General features: G+C 73.6%; 16 protein-coding genes. 14 read left to right on the top strand and 2 right to left on the bottom strand.

Annotated elements, in window-relative coordinates:
- Window positions 1-121: 121 nt before the first annotated feature.
- The 14 genes from zapE (at window position 122) to ACIQ1J_RS14090 (ending at window position 14,977) form a co-directional block, all read left to right on the top strand.
- Window positions 122-1,252 carry a cell division protein ZapE gene (zapE, locus tag ACIQ1J_RS14155; protein ID WP_403556978.1) on the top strand — a complete coding sequence of 377 codons (1,131 nt, stop codon included), beginning with the start codon at window positions 122-124 and terminating at the stop codon, window positions 1,250-1,252.
- Window positions 1,253-1,458: 206 nt separating this feature from the next.
- Window positions 1,459-1,860, top strand: coding sequence for a hypothetical protein (locus ACIQ1J_RS14150; RefSeq protein WP_403556977.1), 402 nt, complete (start codon window positions 1,459-1,461; stop codon window positions 1,858-1,860).
- Between the two features lie 78 nt (window positions 1,861-1,938).
- Entirely contained in the window at window positions 1,939-2,520 is a 582-nt protein-coding gene (locus ACIQ1J_RS14145; protein WP_403556976.1) for a carbonic anhydrase, read from the top strand.
- 8 nt (window positions 2,521-2,528) lie between these two features.
- On the top strand, window positions 2,529-4,034 hold the full coding sequence (locus tag ACIQ1J_RS14140; RefSeq protein WP_403556975.1) for a SulP family inorganic anion transporter: 1,506 nt from the start codon (window positions 2,529-2,531) through the stop codon (window positions 4,032-4,034).
- Between the two features lie 118 nt (window positions 4,035-4,152).
- On the top strand, window positions 4,153-4,953 hold the full coding sequence (locus ACIQ1J_RS14135) for a slipin family protein (RefSeq protein WP_403556974.1): 801 nt from the start codon (window positions 4,153-4,155) through the stop codon (window positions 4,951-4,953).
- A gap of 89 nt (window positions 4,954-5,042) precedes the next feature.
- Complete coding sequence (locus ACIQ1J_RS14130; RefSeq protein ID WP_403556973.1) at window positions 5,043-6,443, top strand: PhoX family protein; 1,401 nt, start codon at window positions 5,043-5,045, stop codon at window positions 6,441-6,443.
- Between the two features lie 65 nt (window positions 6,444-6,508).
- Window positions 6,509-8,044: an FAD-dependent oxidoreductase gene (locus ACIQ1J_RS14125; protein WP_403556972.1), complete on the top strand. Its 1,536-nt coding sequence runs from the start codon at window positions 6,509-6,511 to the stop codon at window positions 8,042-8,044.
- A gap of 96 nt (window positions 8,045-8,140) precedes the next feature.
- Complete coding sequence (locus ACIQ1J_RS14120) at window positions 8,141-8,998, top strand: polysaccharide deacetylase family protein (protein ID WP_403556971.1); 858 nt, start codon at window positions 8,141-8,143, stop codon at window positions 8,996-8,998.
- Between the two features lie 18 nt (window positions 8,999-9,016).
- Window positions 9,017-9,250, top strand: a complete 234-nt coding sequence (locus ACIQ1J_RS14115) for a hypothetical protein (protein ID WP_403556970.1) — start codon at window positions 9,017-9,019, stop codon at window positions 9,248-9,250.
- Window positions 9,251-9,370: 120 nt separating this feature from the next.
- Window positions 9,371-10,090 carry a peptidyl-tRNA hydrolase gene (locus ACIQ1J_RS14110; protein WP_403556969.1) on the top strand — a complete coding sequence of 240 codons (720 nt, stop codon included), beginning with the start codon at window positions 9,371-9,373 and terminating at the stop codon, window positions 10,088-10,090.
- Window positions 10,091-10,154: 64 nt separating this feature from the next.
- Window positions 10,155-10,727, top strand: a complete 573-nt coding sequence (locus tag ACIQ1J_RS14105) for a GNAT family N-acetyltransferase (protein ID WP_403556968.1) — start codon at window positions 10,155-10,157, stop codon at window positions 10,725-10,727.
- A 112-nt stretch (window positions 10,728-10,839) separates the two neighbouring features.
- Window positions 10,840-12,324, top strand: a complete 1,485-nt coding sequence (locus tag ACIQ1J_RS14100) for a DUF692 domain-containing protein (protein ID WP_403556967.1) — start codon at window positions 10,840-10,842, stop codon at window positions 12,322-12,324.
- Between the two features lie 117 nt (window positions 12,325-12,441).
- Window positions 12,442-13,239, top strand: coding sequence for a TIGR04222 domain-containing membrane protein (locus ACIQ1J_RS14095; protein WP_403556966.1), 798 nt, complete (start codon window positions 12,442-12,444; stop codon window positions 13,237-13,239).
- Window positions 13,240-13,354: 115 nt separating this feature from the next.
- Window positions 13,355-14,977, top strand: coding sequence for an alpha/beta hydrolase (locus ACIQ1J_RS14090; protein ID WP_403556965.1), 1,623 nt, complete (start codon window positions 13,355-13,357; stop codon window positions 14,975-14,977).
- 108 nt (window positions 14,978-15,085) lie between these two features.
- Here ACIQ1J_RS14090 and hemQ read toward each other — a convergent pair whose 3' ends face one another.
- Window positions 15,086-15,817 (bottom strand): hydrogen peroxide-dependent heme synthase, encoded by a 732-nt coding sequence (gene hemQ, locus ACIQ1J_RS14085; protein WP_210963697.1) that lies wholly within the window; start codon window positions 15,815-15,817, stop codon window positions 15,086-15,088.
- 4 nt (window positions 15,818-15,821) lie between these two features.
- Entirely contained in the window at window positions 15,822-17,300 is a 1,479-nt protein-coding gene (hemG, locus tag ACIQ1J_RS14080; RefSeq protein ID WP_403556964.1) for a protoporphyrinogen oxidase, read from the bottom strand.
- Window positions 17,301-17,430 lie beyond the last annotated feature (130 nt).

Genomic DNA, 17,430 nt, shown 5'->3' with positions numbered 1-17,430 from the left:
CCCCACCACCCCCGCACCCGACCCCCGGCCCCCGGCCCCTGCACAGACACCATCGCCCCGACCCACGTCACACCCCGCACGGCGACCGCCACCCCCCGGACAGGCCCTACCATGGACCCCCGTGTCGTCCTCCTCCCCCGCCCCCGGTTCCGCCCCCTCCGGTCGCCCCCCGATAGCCGGGACGGCGCCCGCCGCCGCCCCGCTGTCCCTGTGCGCCCGTGAGCCGCACGTCCCCGCGGACCGCCTGGTCGCCGAGATGGTGCCCCCGCCCCGCTTCGACTCGGTGCGCTTCAGCACCTACATCCCGGACCCGAACCAGCCCAGCCAGAGCGAGGCCGTACGCGTCCTGGAGGACTTCGCGACCGGACTCGACGGGGCCCCCGCCGCCACCGGCAGGCGCGGCTTCTTCGGTCTCGGCCGGAGCAGGGCCCCGAAGCCCCCCGCCGGCCCCCGCGGCGTCTACCTCGACGGCGGCTACGGCGTCGGCAAGACCCACCTGCTGGCCTCCCTGTGGCACGCCACCCCCGCCGAGCCCTCCCGCAAGGCGTTCGGCACCTTCGTGGAGCTGACCAACCTCGTCGGCGCCCTCGGCTTCCAGCAGACCGTGCGGACGCTTTCCGGGCACCGTCTCCTGTGCATCGACGAGTTCGAGCTCGACGACCCCGGCGACACCGTCCTCGTCTCCAGCCTGCTCGCCCGGCTCGTCGAGGCGGGCGTGGCGCTCGCCGCCACCTCCAACACGCTGCCGGGCAAGCTCGGCGAGGGCCGCTTCGCGGCGGCCGACTTCCTGCGCGAGATCCAGGGTCTGTCCGCCCACTTCCGCGCCCTGCGCATCGACGGCGAGGACTACCGCCACCGCGGTCTGCCCGAGGCACCGGCGCCGCACTCCGACGAGCAGGTGACCCGCGCGGCCCAAGCGACCGAGGGCGCCTCCCTGGACGGCTTCCCCGCGCTCCTCGACCACCTCGCCCGCGTCCACCCCAGCCGCTACGGCGCCCTGACCGACGGCCTCTCGGCCGTGTGCCTCACCGGGGTGCGCCCGGTGCCGGACCAGTCGACGGCGCTGCGCCTCGTGGTGCTCGCGGACCGGCTTTACGACCGTGAGGTGCCCGTCCTGGCCTCCGGACTGCCGTTCGACCGGCTCTTCAGCGAGGAGATGCTGAAGGGCGGGTACCGCAAGAAGTACTTCCGGGCGATCTCCCGGCTCACCGCGCTGGCCCGGGACGCGGCACGGCTCGTCGACACGCCCTGAGAACGGCCGGAACGGCCTGTTCCCGCCAATTCACCCGCCAATTTCAGGCTCTCTTCAGCTAGTAACGCTACGTTAACCCTGCAAAGCTCTTTGCAGGGTTAACGTAGTTCTTGACCGTGCATTGACCATGCGTTGGGATCGCATTGACCTTGCGCCGGCCACGTGTCGGCACATGCCAGTGGCGTGAACTGCCTGGAGGGGGGCGTATGTCGCGACGCACGACGGCCCGGACCGTGGTTCCGCTCCTCGCCGCCGTCCTGATCGCCCTGGTGGTCTTCGCACACAGCGCACCCTTCGCATCCGCGCATACAAGCCGTGATGCCGTGGCCAATGCCCACCCCGGAGCCACCCTCTCCGGCATGGGACCGCACGACGAGATCGTCACCTGCCACGACGCGGGCCGGTCCGGGAACCCGAACGGTTCCCCGCGCGTCCGCGACCGGCACCGCACTGCCACGGCGCCCCAGCCCGACGCTCCGGAACGCCCGATCCTGCGGGAGCGTGGCTCGGCGGTGCCCGAACCCGCCCTGTCCGGCCGTGCGGCCGGACACCGGCCGAGACCGGCTCCGGACCACTCCCCGGCGGCACTCCAGGTCTTCCGCTGCTGAGGGACCGGAACACATCCCCACCTCTGTCCTGCCCATCCGACGCGCCCCCCACAGCGCGCCAGGAGGAATCACCGCATCATGCAGCCCCTCATCGACAACGCCCGCACGTACGGACAGCGCCCTGAGGAGTTCGCCGGGCACGCCCAAGGCCAGTCGCCCGAAGTCCTGTTCATCACCTGCTCCGACTCCCGCGTCGTCCCCGCCCTGATCACGGGCGCCGGTCCCGGCCGGCTCTTCGAGCTGCGCACCGCGGGCAACATCGTCCCGCCCCACGGCGCCGAGCGCCCCTCCGGCGAGGCCGCCACCATCGAGTACGCCGTGGAAGTGCTCGGCGTCACCGACATCGTGGTCTGCGGCCACTCGCACTGCGGCGCCGTCGGCGCGCTGGTACGCGGCGACGACCTGAGCGCCGTACCCGCCGTGCGCGACTGGCTGACGCACGCCGCGGACGAGCCGAAGCCCTGCGACCCCGCCGACCCCACGGTCGCCGAGGCCGTGCAGCACCACGTCCTGGCACAGCTGCTGCGACTGCGCTCCTACCCCTGTGTCGAGCGGCGGCTGACGGACGGCCGGCTGCGGATGCACGGCTGGTACTACGAGGTCCACACCGGGGTCGTACGCGAACACCACGCGGACACCGACACGTTCGAGACCCTGTGAGCACCGGCATGAAGGTCATATCCGAGAACCCGCGATCCGGGAACTCCCGGAAGTTCCCCCATCTGCGGCAGGACTTCGCCGCCTCGCTCGTCGTCTTCCTGGTCGCCCTCCCGCTGTGCGTGGGCGTCGCCGTCGCCTCCGGTGTCCCGGCCGAACTCGGCCTCGTCACGGGCATCGTGGGCGGCATCGTCACCGGCCTCCTGCCGGGCAGCAGCCTTCAGGTGTCCGGTCCGGCCGCGGGCCTGACGGTGCTGGTCTTCGGCGCGGTCGACGAGTACGGGCTGCCCGCGCTCGGCGTGATCGTGCTGGCCGCCGGTCTGATCCAGCTCGCGATGGGCGCCCTGAAGCTGGGGCGCTGGTTCCGGGCGATCTCCCTTTCGGTCGTCGAGGGCATGCTGGCCGGCATCGGCCTCGTGCTCATCGCCGGCCAGCTGTACTCGGCGGCCGGTCTCGACGCCCCCGCCTCCGGCCTCGACAAGATCATCGGGCTGCCCGGGGCCGCCGCCGACGCGCTGGGCAGCAGCGAGGCGCTCGTCTCGCTCGCCCTCGGGGCGGGCACCGTCGCGGTGATGGTGCTGTGGAAGCGGCTGCCGAAGCAGGTGCAGACCGTGCCGGGCGCGCTCGCGGCGGTCGGTCTGGCCACGGCGGTCACGGCGGTCTTCGGACTGTCGGTGGCGACCGTCGAGGTGAACGGCCTGCTGGGCGTGATCCAGCCGCCCGGTGCCGACGCCTTCGGCGAGCTGGCGAGCGTGGGCATCCTCGGCACGATCGTCGCCTTCACCCTGATCGCCTCGGCGGAGAGCCTGTTCAGCGCCGCCGCGGTGGACCGGCTGCACAACGGCCCGCGCACCGAGTACAACAAGGAGCTGATGGCGCAGGGCGCGGGCAACACGGTGTGCGGCCTGCTCGGCGCGCTCCCGATGACCGCCGTCATCGTGCGCAGCTCCGCCAACGTGGGCGCGGGCGCGCGCACCAAGGCGTCCCGGGTGCTGCACGGCGTGTGGCTGCTGCTGTTCGCCGCGCTGCTGCCGTCCGTGCTGGCCCTGATCCCGCTGCCCGCACTGGCGGGCATCCTGGTCCACGCGGGCTGGAAGCTGATCCCGTTCCGCGGCATCGTGTCGCTGTGGCGGGGACACCGGGGCGAGGCGCTCATCCTGGTGGTCACGGCCGTGTCGATCGTCGCGGTCAACATGTTCGAGGGCGTGCTGATCGGTCTGGCCCTGTCCGTGGTCAAGACCGCCTGGGAGGCTTCCCACCTCAAGCTGGAGGTCGTCGACAAGGGCGCCGGCCCCATCCAGGCGCACCTGTCGGGCAACGCGACCTTCCTGCGGCTGCCGAAGATCCTGGAGAGCCTGGAGGCGCTGCCGCAGGACCGCCCGGTCGAGCTCGACCTGTCCGGGCTGCACCACCTGGACCACGCCTGCCGCACCGCGCTGGAGAACTGGGCCGAGCGGCACAGCGCCACCGGCACGGACCCGGTGAAGGTCACCGAACCGACGACGGCGGCCGTGTAGCCCATCGAGCAGTCCCGTCGATGCGCGGGAGGCCCGGTCCGGGGCATGGCCTCGGACCGGGCCTCCGGCATATCGTGACAGGAGTAGGCGAAACGGCCCTCTGGGCGAGGAGGTCGCCATGCTCCAGGAACTGCTGACCGCGGCTGCCGCCGCCGGAAGCGCCGGAGTGCTGTACTTGGCGTCGGCGGCGCGGATCGTCAAGCAGTACGAGCGCGGGGTCGTCCTCCGGCTCGGCCGGCTCGCCGGTGAGGTGCGGCAACCCGGCTTCACCATGATCGTCCCGGTGGTGGACCGGCTGCACAAGGTCAACATGCAGATCGTGACGATGCCGGTGCCCGCCCAGGAGGGCATCACCCGGGACAACGTGACCGTCCGCGTGGACGCGGTCGTCTACTTCAAGGTGGTCGACGCCGCCTACGCCCTCATCCGCGTCGAGGACTACAAGTTCGCCGTGTCCCAGATGGCCCAGACATCGCTGCGGTCCATCATCGGCAAGAGTGACCTGGACGACCTGCTGTCCAACCGGGAGAAGCTGAACCAGGGCCTGGAGCTGATGATCGACAGCCCGGCCATCGGCTGGGGCGTGCAGATCGACCGCGTCGAGATCAAGGACGTGTCGCTGCCCGAGACCATGAAGCGCTCGATGGCCCGGCAGGCCGAGGCCGACCGCGAGCGGCGGGCCCGGGTCATCAACGCCGACGCCGAGCGCCAGGCGTCCAAGGTGCTCGCCGAGGCGGCGCGGGAGATGTCGGAGACGCCGGCCGCGCTGCAACTGCGGCTGCTGCAGACGGTGGTGGCGGTGGCCGCCGAGAAGAACTCGACACTCGTGCTGCCCTTCCCGGTGGAGCTGCTGCGGTTCCTGGAGAATCCGCAGCGGGCCCCGCTGGGCGGGACCCCGGAGCGGCCGGCCGGCATGTGACGCGTGTAGCGCGCGTGGTTCCCGGGAAACGTGCCAGGTGATAGACACAGCGGGGTCACAATCCTGTCCGCCAGCAGGAAGGCCGCCCCATGTCCAGTTCCCTGTCCGGTCGCGACACGACCCGACGTCAGGTACTCGCCCGCACCGGCGCGCTCGGCGCGGGCATCGCCTTCACCGGAGCCCTCTCCGAACTCTTCGCCGGCACCGCCGCCGCGCAGTCCCCGGGCCACACCGGCTACGGCCCTCTGGTCCCCGACCCCGACGGCCTGCTCGACCTGCCCAGAGGGTTCCGCTACCGGGTCCTGTCCCGCGAGGGCGACGAGCTGCGCTCCGGCGAGGGGCAGGTCCCGTCCAACCACGACGGCATGGCGGCCTTCGCCGCGCGCTCCCGGGGCCGCCACGGCGGCGTCCACCTCGTGCGCAACCACGAGAACCGCGCCAACGGCAGGATCCCCGTCCCGACGGTGCGGGGTCTGACGTACGACCCGGAGGGCAAGGGCGGCTGTACGACCCTGACCCTGGACTCCCGCAACCACGTCCGCGACGAGCGGGTCGCGATCGCCGGCACGGCGGTGAACTGCGCGGGCGGTCCCACCCCCTGGCACACGTGGCTGACCTGCGAGGAGACCGAGGAAAAGGCCGGCACCAACGGCTACACCAAGGACCACGGCTTCATCTTCGAGGTCGACCCCGTCGATCCGCACCGCACCGGCGCGGTGCCGCTGACCGCGATGGGCCGCTTCCAGCACGAGGCGGTCGCCGTGGATCCGCGGCGGGGCGTCGTGTACGAGACGGAGGACGCGTTCGAGCGGCCGTTCGGTCTCTTCTACCGGTTCCTGCCCGAGAAACCGCTGGGCGGTACGGGCTCGCTGCGGGCCGGCGGCCGGCTCCAGGCGATGCGTGTGCCGGGCGTGCCCGACCTGTCCTCGATCCAGGAGACGGGCGCCTGCTTCGACGGCATCGAATGGGTGGACGTACCCGACCCGCTGGCCGTCGAGACCCCCATCCGGCACCAGGACTTCGGCCGGGGCGGCATCACCCACGCGCAGAAGCTGGAGGGCTGCTACTGGGGCGGGCGCAGCGTCTACTTCGTGTCGTCCTTCGCCCACAGCGACGAGGGCTCGGCGGGCGACCACTACGGCCAGATCTGGCGCTACGACCCCGAGCGGCGCCGGCTGACCCTGGTGATCGTCTTCGGCCCGGACACCGACGTGCAGCTCCCCGGCGAGTCCCCGGACAACATCTGCCTGGCCCCCAGCGGCGGCCTCATGGTCTGCGAGGACGGCAGCGGCGCCCAGCACGTCTACGGCGTGACCAGGCGCGGCGAGGTGTACGAGATGGCCCGCGGCGCCCAGAACACCGGAACGCCGGAGGAACCGGAGTGGGGTGAGTTCGCCGGGGTCACCTTCTCCCCCGACGGCGACACGATGTACGTCAACTGCTACACGCCCGGGACGACGTTCGCGGTGACCGGCCCCTGGCGCAGGTAGGCGCGGGCGACCAGAGGCGCACCGCCCGGTCACTGAAGCCGCAGCTACGGGGTACTCGGGGCCACATGACGGAGAACCCGCAGGTCAACGGCTCGTACTGGCTTCAGACGGCACCGGGCGGTGCGCCGCGCCCCGCCCTCGCGGAGGACCTCGACGTCGATGTCGCCGTCATCGGCGCCGGCGTCGCCGGTCTCAGCACCGCCTGGGAACTGGCGCGGGCCGGGCGCAGTGTGGCGGTGCTGGAGGCCGGGCGGGTCGCCGCCGGCGTCACCGGCCACACCAGCGCCAAGCTGACCGCCCAGCACACGCTGATCTACGACAAGCTGCGCCGCACCCGCGGCCCCGAGGGCGCCCGCCTGTACGCCCGCTCGCAGTCCGAGGCGATCGAGCACGCCGCCGGGATCGTGGCCGAGCTGGGCATCGACTGCGACTGGGAGACCCGCAGCGCCTACACGTACGTCCGCGACGCCGGCCGCGTGGACGAGCTGCGGGCCGAGGCGGCCGCCGCGAAGGAGGCGGGGCTGCCGGCGTCGTTCGTGACGGAGACGGCGCTGCCGTTCCCGGTCGCGGGCGCGGTCGAGGTCACCGGACAGGCGCAGTTCCATCCGCGCAAGTACCTGCTGGCCCTCGCCGAGGACCTGGAGGCGCACGGCGGGCGGATCTTCGAGAACACCACGGTCCACGGCCTGGACGAGGGCGAGCCGTGCCGCGTGTCGACCGTGGCGGGAGCGACGGTCACCGCCCGGGACGTCGTGGTCGCCACCCACTACCCGATCTTCGACCGGGCGCTGCTCTTCGCCCGCCTCTCCCCGCGCCGGGAGCTGGTCGTCGCCGGGAGCATCGAGGCGGACCGCGACGTCGACGGCATGTACATCACGCCGGACGAGAACACGCGCTCGGTCCGTACGGCGCCCCTGGACGACGCGGGCGACGGCACGGGCCGCCGGCTGCTGGTCGTCACCGGGGAGCACTTCACGCCCGGCACGGGCGACACCCGGGAGCGCTTCGACCGCCTGTCCGCCTGGGCCGGCGAGCACTTCCCCGGCGTCGACCTCACCCACGCCTGGGCGACGCAGGACATCGACCCGACCGACACCGTGCCGATGGTGGGCCCCCTGCACCCGGGCGCGCACCACACGTACGTCGCCACCGGCTTCGGCGGCTGGGGGCTGAGCGGCGGCATGATGGCGGGCCGGCTGCTCACCGCGCAGATCAGCGGCGAGGAGTGCGCGTGGAGCGAGCTGTACGACCCGCGCCGGCTGCGCACGGCGGTGCGTGAGGCGCCGGCGTTCCTCAAGACGCAGGCCGAGGTCGCCCGCCACTTCGTCGGCGACCGGCTCAAGCCTTCCCCGCCGGTGGACGCCCTGCCGCCGGGCGAGGGTGCCGTCGTCCGGGCGGGCGGTGACCGGCTGGCGGTCTACCGGGACGAGGCCGGCGCGCTGCACGCCGTCTCGCCGCGCTGCACCCACCTCGGCTGCCTGGTCAACTTCAACGCGGCGGAACGCGCCTGGGAGTGCCCCTGCCACGGCTCCCGCTTCGGCACGGACGGCAAGGTGATCGAGGGCCCGGCGACGAAGCCGCTGGAGCAGCGGGACATCTGACCGCCGCCGAGGGGTCCTGACCCGAGAGGGTGACCCCTCGGGCACGTCACTCCCCATAGTCATACATACAGAACAACGCACTCATACGTTCGTACGGTGATCACTCTCGTACGACGTGCAACCACCCTGTGTGCCCTGGGCGCCGTCCTCGCCGCCTGCGGGACCGCCGAGGCCCCGCAGATCCCCCGCCCGGCCCCGGCCGCGTCCTCCGCCGCACCGTCGAAGCCGGCCCCGTCCCGGCCTCCGACGCTCGCCCCCGGCCCCGCGGGCCTGACCCCCGTCTTCGAGCACGGGCCGCGCGTGGACGGCAGGACGGTCGCCCTCACCTTCGACGCCGACATGACCGCCGACCAGGGGCCGCGTGCGGCGGCGGGCGAACGGTTCGACAATCCGCAGCTGATCGCGACCCTGCGGGAGCTGAAAGTGCCCGCCACGGTCTTCATGACCGGCCGGTGGGCCGAGGAGTACCCGGACCAGGCCCGGTCCATCGGCCGGGACCCGCGGTTCGAGATCGCGAACCACTCCTACAGCCACTACGCCTACACCGACGACTGCTACGGCCTGCCGAACGTGTCCGAGGAGCGGATGCGCTCGGACGTGGAACGGGCGTACGCGGCCTTCCGCGAGGCCGGGGTACGGAACGCGATGCCGTACTTCCGCTTCCCCGGCGGCTGCTACGACAAGGCTGCCCTCGGGGAACTGACCGCCACCGGCGTCACCGCCGTCCAGTGGGACGTGGTGAGCGGCGACGCGTTCGCGACGGACGCCGACGCGGTGGCCCGGCAGGTGCTGGACGGGGTGCGGCCGGGGTCGGTCGTCGTCATGCACTGCACCCGCAGTGCCGCCCCGGTGACCGAACAGGTGGTGCGGAAGGTCGTGCCCGAGCTGCGCCGCCAGGGCTACCGCTTCGTGAAGGTCTCGGAGCTGATCGGCGCCGCGAACGGCCGCGCCTGACGGTCCTACCCTGGAGAGATGAGCAGCGACGAGGACACCGGTCTTGACGACTACTGTCTGATCGACGCGACCCGGCCGCCCAAGGCCGACGGCCCGCCGTACGCGATGGGGGTCCCCCCGCTCGAGCGCAGTCGAGAGTGGGGGAGCGTGCTGTGCCGGGAGCCGACGGAGTACCCCGAGTCGTACAAGGGCATCACCTTCTGCCCGGTCTGCGAGTGGCAGGAGGCCCAGCGCACGGCCTGCTCAGGCTGATCTGCGCGAGCAGTACCCAGGGCCCGCGCAGACCGTACCGACGGCCGACGCCGTCCAGCCGTAGCTCGCGTTGCATGGGGTCATCCTCTCGTGCGCCCGGGACTTGGCAGACTGGTGGGCGTGAGCAACGAGCCGACGACTCCCGTCCCCGACAGCCCCTTCCGCCCCGAACCCGGCGACCGCGACCTCGCGCCGCAGTTCGTACTGCCCCTGGTCGTGCGCATCGAGCGGGCGGCGCCGCCGCCCCGTACCGACGCGTTGGAGACCGCGGCCCGGGCGGTGCTGTCGATGCTCGGCGACGAGCGGTCGACCGGCGACGGCGCGTGGGCGCGGGTGATGCGGGACTGGCAGGACGCGCGTATCCGCAAGGTCGTGCGGCGGGCGCGGGGCGCCGAGTGGCGGCGGGCCGAGGCGCTGCCCGGCATCACGGTCACCGGCAAGACGGCCCAGGTGCGGGTCTTCCCGCCGGTCCCGCTGGACGGCTGGCCCAAGGACCTGGCCCGGCTCCAGGTCTCCGGCACCGACCTCGACGACCCGGAGCCGCCGGTCGACGCCGGCCTCTCCGCGCCGGTGCTCTGGATGAGCCCCGACCTGGACATGTCGGCCGGCAAGGCGATGGCCCAGGCCGGACACGGCGCGCAGCTCGCGTGGTGGCAACTGTCGGACGGCGAGCGGGCGGCGTGGCGCGACGCGGGCTTCCCGCTGGCGGTGCGCACGGCGGACCCCGGCCGCTGGCGCGGTCTCACGACGAGCGGCCTGCCGGTGGTCCGCGACGCCGGGTACACGGAGATCGCACCGGGGTCGTGCACGGTGGTGGCGGACCATCCGGCGCTGCGGTAGACGGCTGGTCCGTCGAGACGGGCGAACAGCGGCGTCGGCCTGTGCGCCGTGACATCGTGGTGCCATGACCATCGACGTTCGCCCGGCCTCGGTCTTCGAGGACGTCCGGACCCTGCTCGGTCCGAAGTCGCCGACGTCCAACGTCTGCTGGTGCCTGAGCTACCGCGTCCCCTCCAAGGTCAACAACGAACTGCGCGGCCCGGCCCGAGGAGCCTACGTCGCCGAGCTGTGCCGTACGGGCCCCCCTCCGGGGGTGCTCGCCTACGACGGTGCCGAGCCGGTCGGCTGGGCCGCGGTCGCACCACGTGCGGACACCTCCTTCGCCCGCAACCGCAAGATCCCGCACGTGGACGATCTGCCGGTCTGGTCGTTGTGGTGCGTCCGCGTACGGCCCGGTCACCGGAAGAAGGGGATCTCCCACTCCCTGATCGCCGGGGCGGTCGACTTCGCCCGCGCCCAGGGCGCGCCGGCGATCGAGGCGTATCCGCTCGACAACGGGGACGCCAGGGTCGACGTGACCATGGCGTACGCCGGGCTCCGCAGGAACTTCGAGCGCGCGGGGTTCGTCCACGCCGCCGACACCACGTCGGTGCTGGCCGGCCATCCCCGGGTGCTGATGCGGCTCGCCCTGCGCTGACGGTCCGGCGCCGCCGCGAACCTCAGATGTTGCTCTGAACATGCCGGGCCCGGGGTTCGGGCCGGGCCCGGTGGGCGATATCCCCGTCATGTTCGCAGGAGGGGGACGAACCATGGAGCGGATGACGGGTACGGCGCGTACGGCGCGACTGGGAACGGGTATCGGGTGGCGTCCGGAGATCGCGGACGTCGTCGAGCGGATGCGCGGCATCGACTGGGTCGAGGCCGTGGCCGAGAACCTCTGCCCCGGGCATCTGCCCGACTCGCTGCTGCGGTTGCGCGAGCGCGGGGTGACCGTCGTGCCGCACGGGGTCTCGCTCGGGCTCGGCGGCGCCGAGCGGCCGGACGCGGGACGGCTGGCGGCGCTGGCCGAGCGGGCGGAGGTGCTGGGGTCGCCGCTGGTCACCGAGCACATCGCGTTCGTCCGGGCGGGCGGGCCGCTGACCGCCTCCCCGCTCCTGGAGGCGGGGCACCTGCTGCCCGTGCCGCGCACCCGCGACGCCCTCGACGTGCTGTGCGAGAACGTGCGCATCGCGCAGGACGCGCTGCCCGTGCCGCTCGCCGTGGAGAACATCGCCGCGCTCGTCTCCTGGCCGGACGAGGAGCTGACGGAGGGGCAGTTCCTGTACGAGCTGGCCGACCGGACCGGGGTGCGGCTGCTGATCGACGTGGCGAACCTGCACACCAGCCACGTCAATCTCGGTGCGGACCCGGCCGAGGCGCTCGGCGAGCTGCCCCTGGAGGCCATCGCGTACGTCCATGTCGCGGGCGGCTTCGAGCGGGACGGCGTCTGGCACGACAGCCACGCCCACCCCGTTCCGCAGCCGGTGCTCGACATCCTGACCGACCTCGCCTCGCGCGTGGCGCCGCCGGGCGTGCTGCTGGAGCGCGACGAGGACTTCCCCGAGGGCGAGGAGCTGGCGGCGGAAGTGGAGGCGATCCGCGGCGCCGTGGAGAAGGGACGGGCGGCGGGTACGGCGCCCACCGCCTCGCCGCGGCAGGTGATGGCTACGGCGCCCACCGCCTCCCCGCAGCAGGTGATGGGCACGGCGCCCACCGCCTCCCCGCAGCAGGTGATGGGCACGGCGCCCACCGCCTCCCCGCAGCAGGTGATGGGCACGGCGCCCGCCGGAGGCGGTGCGGCGGCGTCGCGAGCCGCGCGTGACGGGGCCGGTGCCGGTGACGCCGTACGGCAGCGGCTCGCCCTCGCACAGGCCGCGCTGCTGTCCGCGCTGGTCGCCGGGACGCCCGTGCCCGAGGGATTCGACCGGGTGCGGCTGGGGGTGCAGGCGCGGGCGCTCGCCGGGAAGCGGGCCGACGTGGTCGCGAAGGTCGCGCCCGAGCTGCCGGTGATTCTCGGCGCGGGGTACCGGCCGTCCTTCCTCGCCTATGCGCGGAAGCGTCCGATGACCGGTGGCTACCGGCGGGACGCCCTCGACTTCGTCGAGCACCTGGTGCGGGCCGGCCGGCCGCTGGACGCCGAGGTGCGGATCGAGTTGCGGGAGTGGTGGCTGGAGCGGTCGGGGCCGGTGCCGCGTTCGGAGCGTCCCGGGGTGCGGTGGGCCCGTGCGACCAGGCGTGTTCTGCTGCGCCGGTGATCCGGTGGCGGATCCGCCGGGGCAGCACCAAACGGAACGTCACATACCCACAACACTGCGTCCCGAAATGTGAACAGGGCATGGCGCCGGCGAAGGCCCTTGGCATAGAAGTACGGCATGTTCTGGGTCCTTCTCCTCCTGTCGGCCTGGGCCGTCGCCGGTCTGGCGTGCCTGCGGCTGTGTCTCGCCGCCGTGCGCGCGGCGGCCGTCGACGCGCACGCCGTCGGCCGGGAACACGCGCTGACGCTGTACGAGGCGGCGTTCCTGTCCGGTGGCCCGCGCAGGGTCGCCGACCTGACGCTGGTCTCCATGGCGCGCCAGCGCCGGCTGCTGCTCGCGCACACCGGCTGGGCGACCGTCGTGGACCCGTGCGGGCGGGACGAGATGGAGCGGTCGGTCATAGGGGCGATAGGGCCCGGGGGGCAGTCCCGGATAGCGCCGGTACGGGCCACCGCGGCGACCGCGGACCCGGTGCGGAGCCTGGCCGACCGGCTGGTCGGCGCGGGCCTCGCCGTGCCGGACGGCGCCCGCGGTGTCGCCACCGGGGTCCGGCGGGTGCGGGTCGCCGCGGTGGCCGTGTGCGCGCTGGGCGCCGCCGCCCTGGCGCTGCCGCTGCCCGCGGACCAGCCACGCCTGCTGATCGCCCTGTGGTTCGCGCTGCCGCTCACCCTGACCCTGGGGTGCCTCGCCATCACGCGGATGGAGGTCCACCCGTACTCGCACTGGGCCTCCCCGGCCGGCCAGCGGCTGATCGGCGCCCTCGTCCGGCACGCCGACGGCTCGGCGGACGACCGTACGTACCTCACCTCGGTCGCCGTACGGGGCGTCCACGCGATCGGCGAACCGGACCTGCGCGCGGCCTTCGCCCACCGCGAGGAGTACGCCGTCGAGGACCACTGGGAGCGCCGGGCCTGACCCGCCGGGGGGCGTACGGAGGCACTCGGCGCCGACACCCGCGGGCGGTGCTTGCCCTGACCGGTCGCCGCACCAAACATCCCTTGTGTCACACCGTGCACCGAAGGGATACGCGATGCGAGCTGCCGCCCTCTACTCGGCCGCCGGGTCCTTGCTGCTGACCACCCTCGCGGCCGCGCCGGCGGAGGGGACTCCGGGCGGGCCCGGGGACGCCGAGGCGCGCGGCACCGCCGTGGCCGCCGAGCGCGCGGCGGCGGCCGGCGTCGACTTCGGCGGATGCCCGGAGGCGGAGGACCTGCCGGGCGGCATGCGCTGCGGCACGGTCGCCGTGCCCCTGGACTACGCGCGTCCCGACGGGAAGCGGATCCGGCTCACCGTCAGCCGGGTGCGGGCCACGCACAAGGACCCGGACAACAGCAAGCGCAAGGTGCCCGGGCAGGGCGCGCTGCTCTACAACCCGGGCGGTCCGGGAGCCTCGGGGCTGTACTTCCCGCTGGTCGGCATGGTCCCCCAGTGGAAGCGGATCGCGGCGGCGTACGACCTCGTCGGGTACGCCCCGCGCGGGGTCGCGCCCTCCGCGCCGCTGTCCTGCCAGGACCCCGGGAAGTTCTTCAAGGGCCCCCGGCCGGCGCCCACGCGGCCCTCGGACGCGTACAAGAAGGAGCGTGCCGCCGAGGCCGAGGAGTACGCGCGCGGCTGCGCCGAGCGGCACGGGGACGCGCTGCGGCACTACCACTCCCTCAACAACGCCCGTGACCTGGAGGTCGTACGGGCCGCGCTGGGCGAGAAGCGGCTCACGTTCATGGGCGCGTCGTACGGCACCTACCTGGGGGCGCTGTACGCCGATATGTTCCCGTCGCGCGTGCGGCGGATGGTGTTCGACTCGGTGGTGAACCCGGACCCGGAGCAGGTCTGGTACCGCAACAACCTGGACCAGTCGGCGGCGTTCGAGGACCGCTGGACGGACTTCAAGGAGTGGACCGCCGAGCACGACGCCGTGTACGGGCTCGGCACCACGCCGCGCGAGGTGCAGAACAGCTACGAGGAGGCGAGCGCGCGGCTCGCGGCGGAGCCCGCGGGCGGGACGGTGGGCCCCGCGCAGTTGCAGGGGGCGTTCCTGAAGGCCGGGTACTACGACGACTACTGGCCGCACCGGGCCGAGGCGCTGTCGGCGTACCTGAAGGGCGATCCGCAGCCGCTGGTCGACCAGGCGGGGACGCGGACCGAGGAAGGGGCGGTCGGGGCGGAGAACTCCAACGCCGTGTACACGGCCGTCGAGTGCAACGACGCGTCCTGGCCGACCGACTTCGAGGTCTGGGACCGGGACAATACGCGGCTGGCGCGCCGGGCGCCGTTCGAGACGTGGGACAACGTGTGGACGAACCTGCCGTGCGCCTACTGGCAGGCGCCCCGGCAGCGCCCCCTCGACGTGCGCACGGGGCCGGGTGAGCTGCCGCCGACGCTGGTGCTGGCCGCCGAGCGGGACGCGGCCACTCCGTACGACGGCGCGCTGGAGCTGCGCCGGCGGCTGTCGGGCTCGGTGCTGGTGACCGAGCGGGACGCGGGGACGCACGGCGTCGCCGGCGGCCCGAACGCCTGCGTCAACGGCCACCTGGAGGCGTACCTGCTGGACGGCCGCCTCCCGGCGCGGGACACGTCGTGCGCCCCGCGCCCGGAACCGGAACCGAGGCCGGCGGCCGAGCCGCAGGCCGGATCACCCGCGGCGCCGGCGGCCTGATCGGGCGAGCCCGGCCACCAGCTCCGCGACGTCGTTACGGCGCCCCGTGCCGCATCTCCCAGGGGGCGACCCCGGACCCCCGGCCGACCCCACGGCAACGTCCGCCGATCAGGCGAGCCCGGCCACCAGCTCCGCGACGTCCTTGCGGCGCCCCGTGTAGAACGGGACCTCCTCTCGGACGTGCATCCGGGCCTCGGAGGCGCGCAGGTGGCGCATGAGGTCGACGATGCGGTACAGCTCGTCGGCCTCGAAGGCGAGGATCCACTCGTAGTCGCCCAGCGAGAAGGAGGCGACCGTGTTGGCGCGCACGTCCGGGTAGCCGCGGGCCATCTTGCCGTGGTCGGCGAGCATGCGGCGGCGGTCCTCGTCGGGCAGCAGGTACCAGTCGTAGGAGCGCACGAACGGGTAGACGCTGATGTAGTCGCGGGGTGTCTCGTCGGCGAGGAACGCCGGGATGTGCGCGCGGTTGAACTCGGCGGGGCGGTGCAGCGCCATGTTCGACCAGACCGGCTCCAGGGCACGGCCCAGCCTGGTGCGGCGGAAGAGGTTGTACGCGTCCTGGAGCTGGTCGGCGGTCTCGGCGTGCCACCAGATCATGAGGTCGGCGTCGGCGCGCAGACCGGACACGTCGTACGTGCCGCGGATCGTCACGTCCTTGGCGGCGAGCTGGTCGAACAGCTCCTGGACCTCGTCGGCGTAGCCGGCGCGGTCCTCGGGCAGCACGTCCTTGAGCTTGAAGACGGACCAGAGCGTGTAGCGGATGACCTCGTTGAGGTCCTTGGCCAGCTTGCCCTTGTTGGGGATCCGGTCGGCAGCGGGGGTGGAGGCGGCGTCACTCATGACCCTATTCTCCCGCTCCGCCGTGCAGGCTCCGCACCGGGTGGGCGGTGAGCCGCTCCACACCGCGCGGGTCACCCCGGAGCTGGTCCACGGCCGCGTACGCGCTCGCGATGCTCGCCGGGATGCCGACGCCGTCGTACGCCGCGCCGCACACCGCGAGGCCCGGGAGCCTCGCGACGTGTTCGCGGACGCGGGCCACGCGCGCGTGGTGGCCGACGGGGTACTGGGGCAGGCCGTCCTGCCAGCGGGTGACGCGGGTGGCGACGGGCTCGGCGGTGAGGCCGGTGGCCTCCCCGAGGTCGTGCCGGGAGACGGCGACCAGGCCGGCGTCGTCGCGGCCGAGGATCTCGGTCTCGCCGTACCGGCCGACGGAGGTGCGCAGGACGACCAGGTCCGGGTCCTCGTCGGCGATCCAGCCCCACTTGCGGGAGGCGAAGGTGGACGCCTTGATGGTGCGCCCGTCGACCGGCGGCACGAGGAAGCCGCTGCCCTCGGGAAGCGCGGCCGTGTCGGAGCGGCGGTAGGCGAGGGAGATCAGGGCCATCGAGGCGTACTCCACCGCGGACAGCTCGGCCGCGGCGGCGGGCGCCTCGGCACGCAGCAGTTCGGCGGCGGGGCGGGCGGGCACGGCGACGACGACCGCGCCGGCGTGCAGCACCCGGTCGCCGGTGACGATCCGCCAGCCGTCGGGGCCGGTGCGGCGCAGCTCCGTCACCGGCGCGTGGGTGACGATCTCGGCGCCCCGCGCGCGCAGCGACTCCGCGACCGCGAGCGGGAGGGTGCCGATGCCGCCCTCGATGCCCATGAAGACGGGCCCGCTCGCAGGGGAGGTGGCCGTCCGGCCCTGGAGGGCGCGCACCGCCTCGGTGAGGGAGGTGTGGGTACGGGCGGCCTCGAAGAGCTGGGGCACGGCCGAGCGCAGGGAGATGCGGTACGCGTCACCCGCGTAGACGCCGCCCAGCAGTGGTTCGACGAGGCGGTCGACGACCTCGCGGCCGAGGCGCGCCGCCACGTACTCCCCGACGGCCACGTCGTCGCCGACCTCGGTGCGGGGCAGTTCGGCGTCGCGCTCGATGCGGGCGAGGCCCTCCTCGGAGAGGACGTCGACCAGAGCGGCGGCGGTGCCGGGGACGCCCATGACGTGGCCCTTGGGCATGGGGCGCAGGGCGCCGCGGGTCCACAGGGAGGCCGACGCGGTGGACGGTGGCTGGAGGCGGTCGGCGAGACCGACCTCGCGGGCCAGGCCGACGGCCTCGGGGCGGCGGGCCAGCATCGACTCGGCGCCGAGGTCGACGCGCACTCCGGCGATCTCACCGGGCAGCAGCTTGCCGCCGACGCGGTCGGAGGCCTCCAGCACGGTCACCCGTGCGCCGAGCTCCAGCAGCCGGTGGGCGGCGGCCAGTCCGGCGATTCCGGCTCCGATGACGACGACATGCCCCGTGTCCGCGGGAAACTCACCCGCGGGGCTCTCGCTTGCGCACATGCTCCCCAGCGTCTCAGACGGCACCGACACCGCCGCCGGGCCGGGTGGCCCGGCTGCCCGGCTGCCCGGCGGCCCGGCTGCCCGGCTGCCCGGCCAAGGGGCCCGGAGCAGGTCGCGCGGGTCGAGACCG

This window comes from Streptomyces sp. NPDC097107 (assembly GCF_044762405.1).
GTDB lineage: Bacteria > Actinomycetota > Actinomycetes > Streptomycetales > Streptomycetaceae > Streptomyces > Streptomyces thinghirensis.
The sequence above is the reverse complement of the archived record's forward strand: the minus strand, read 5'-3'. Positions and strand labels throughout refer to the sequence as shown.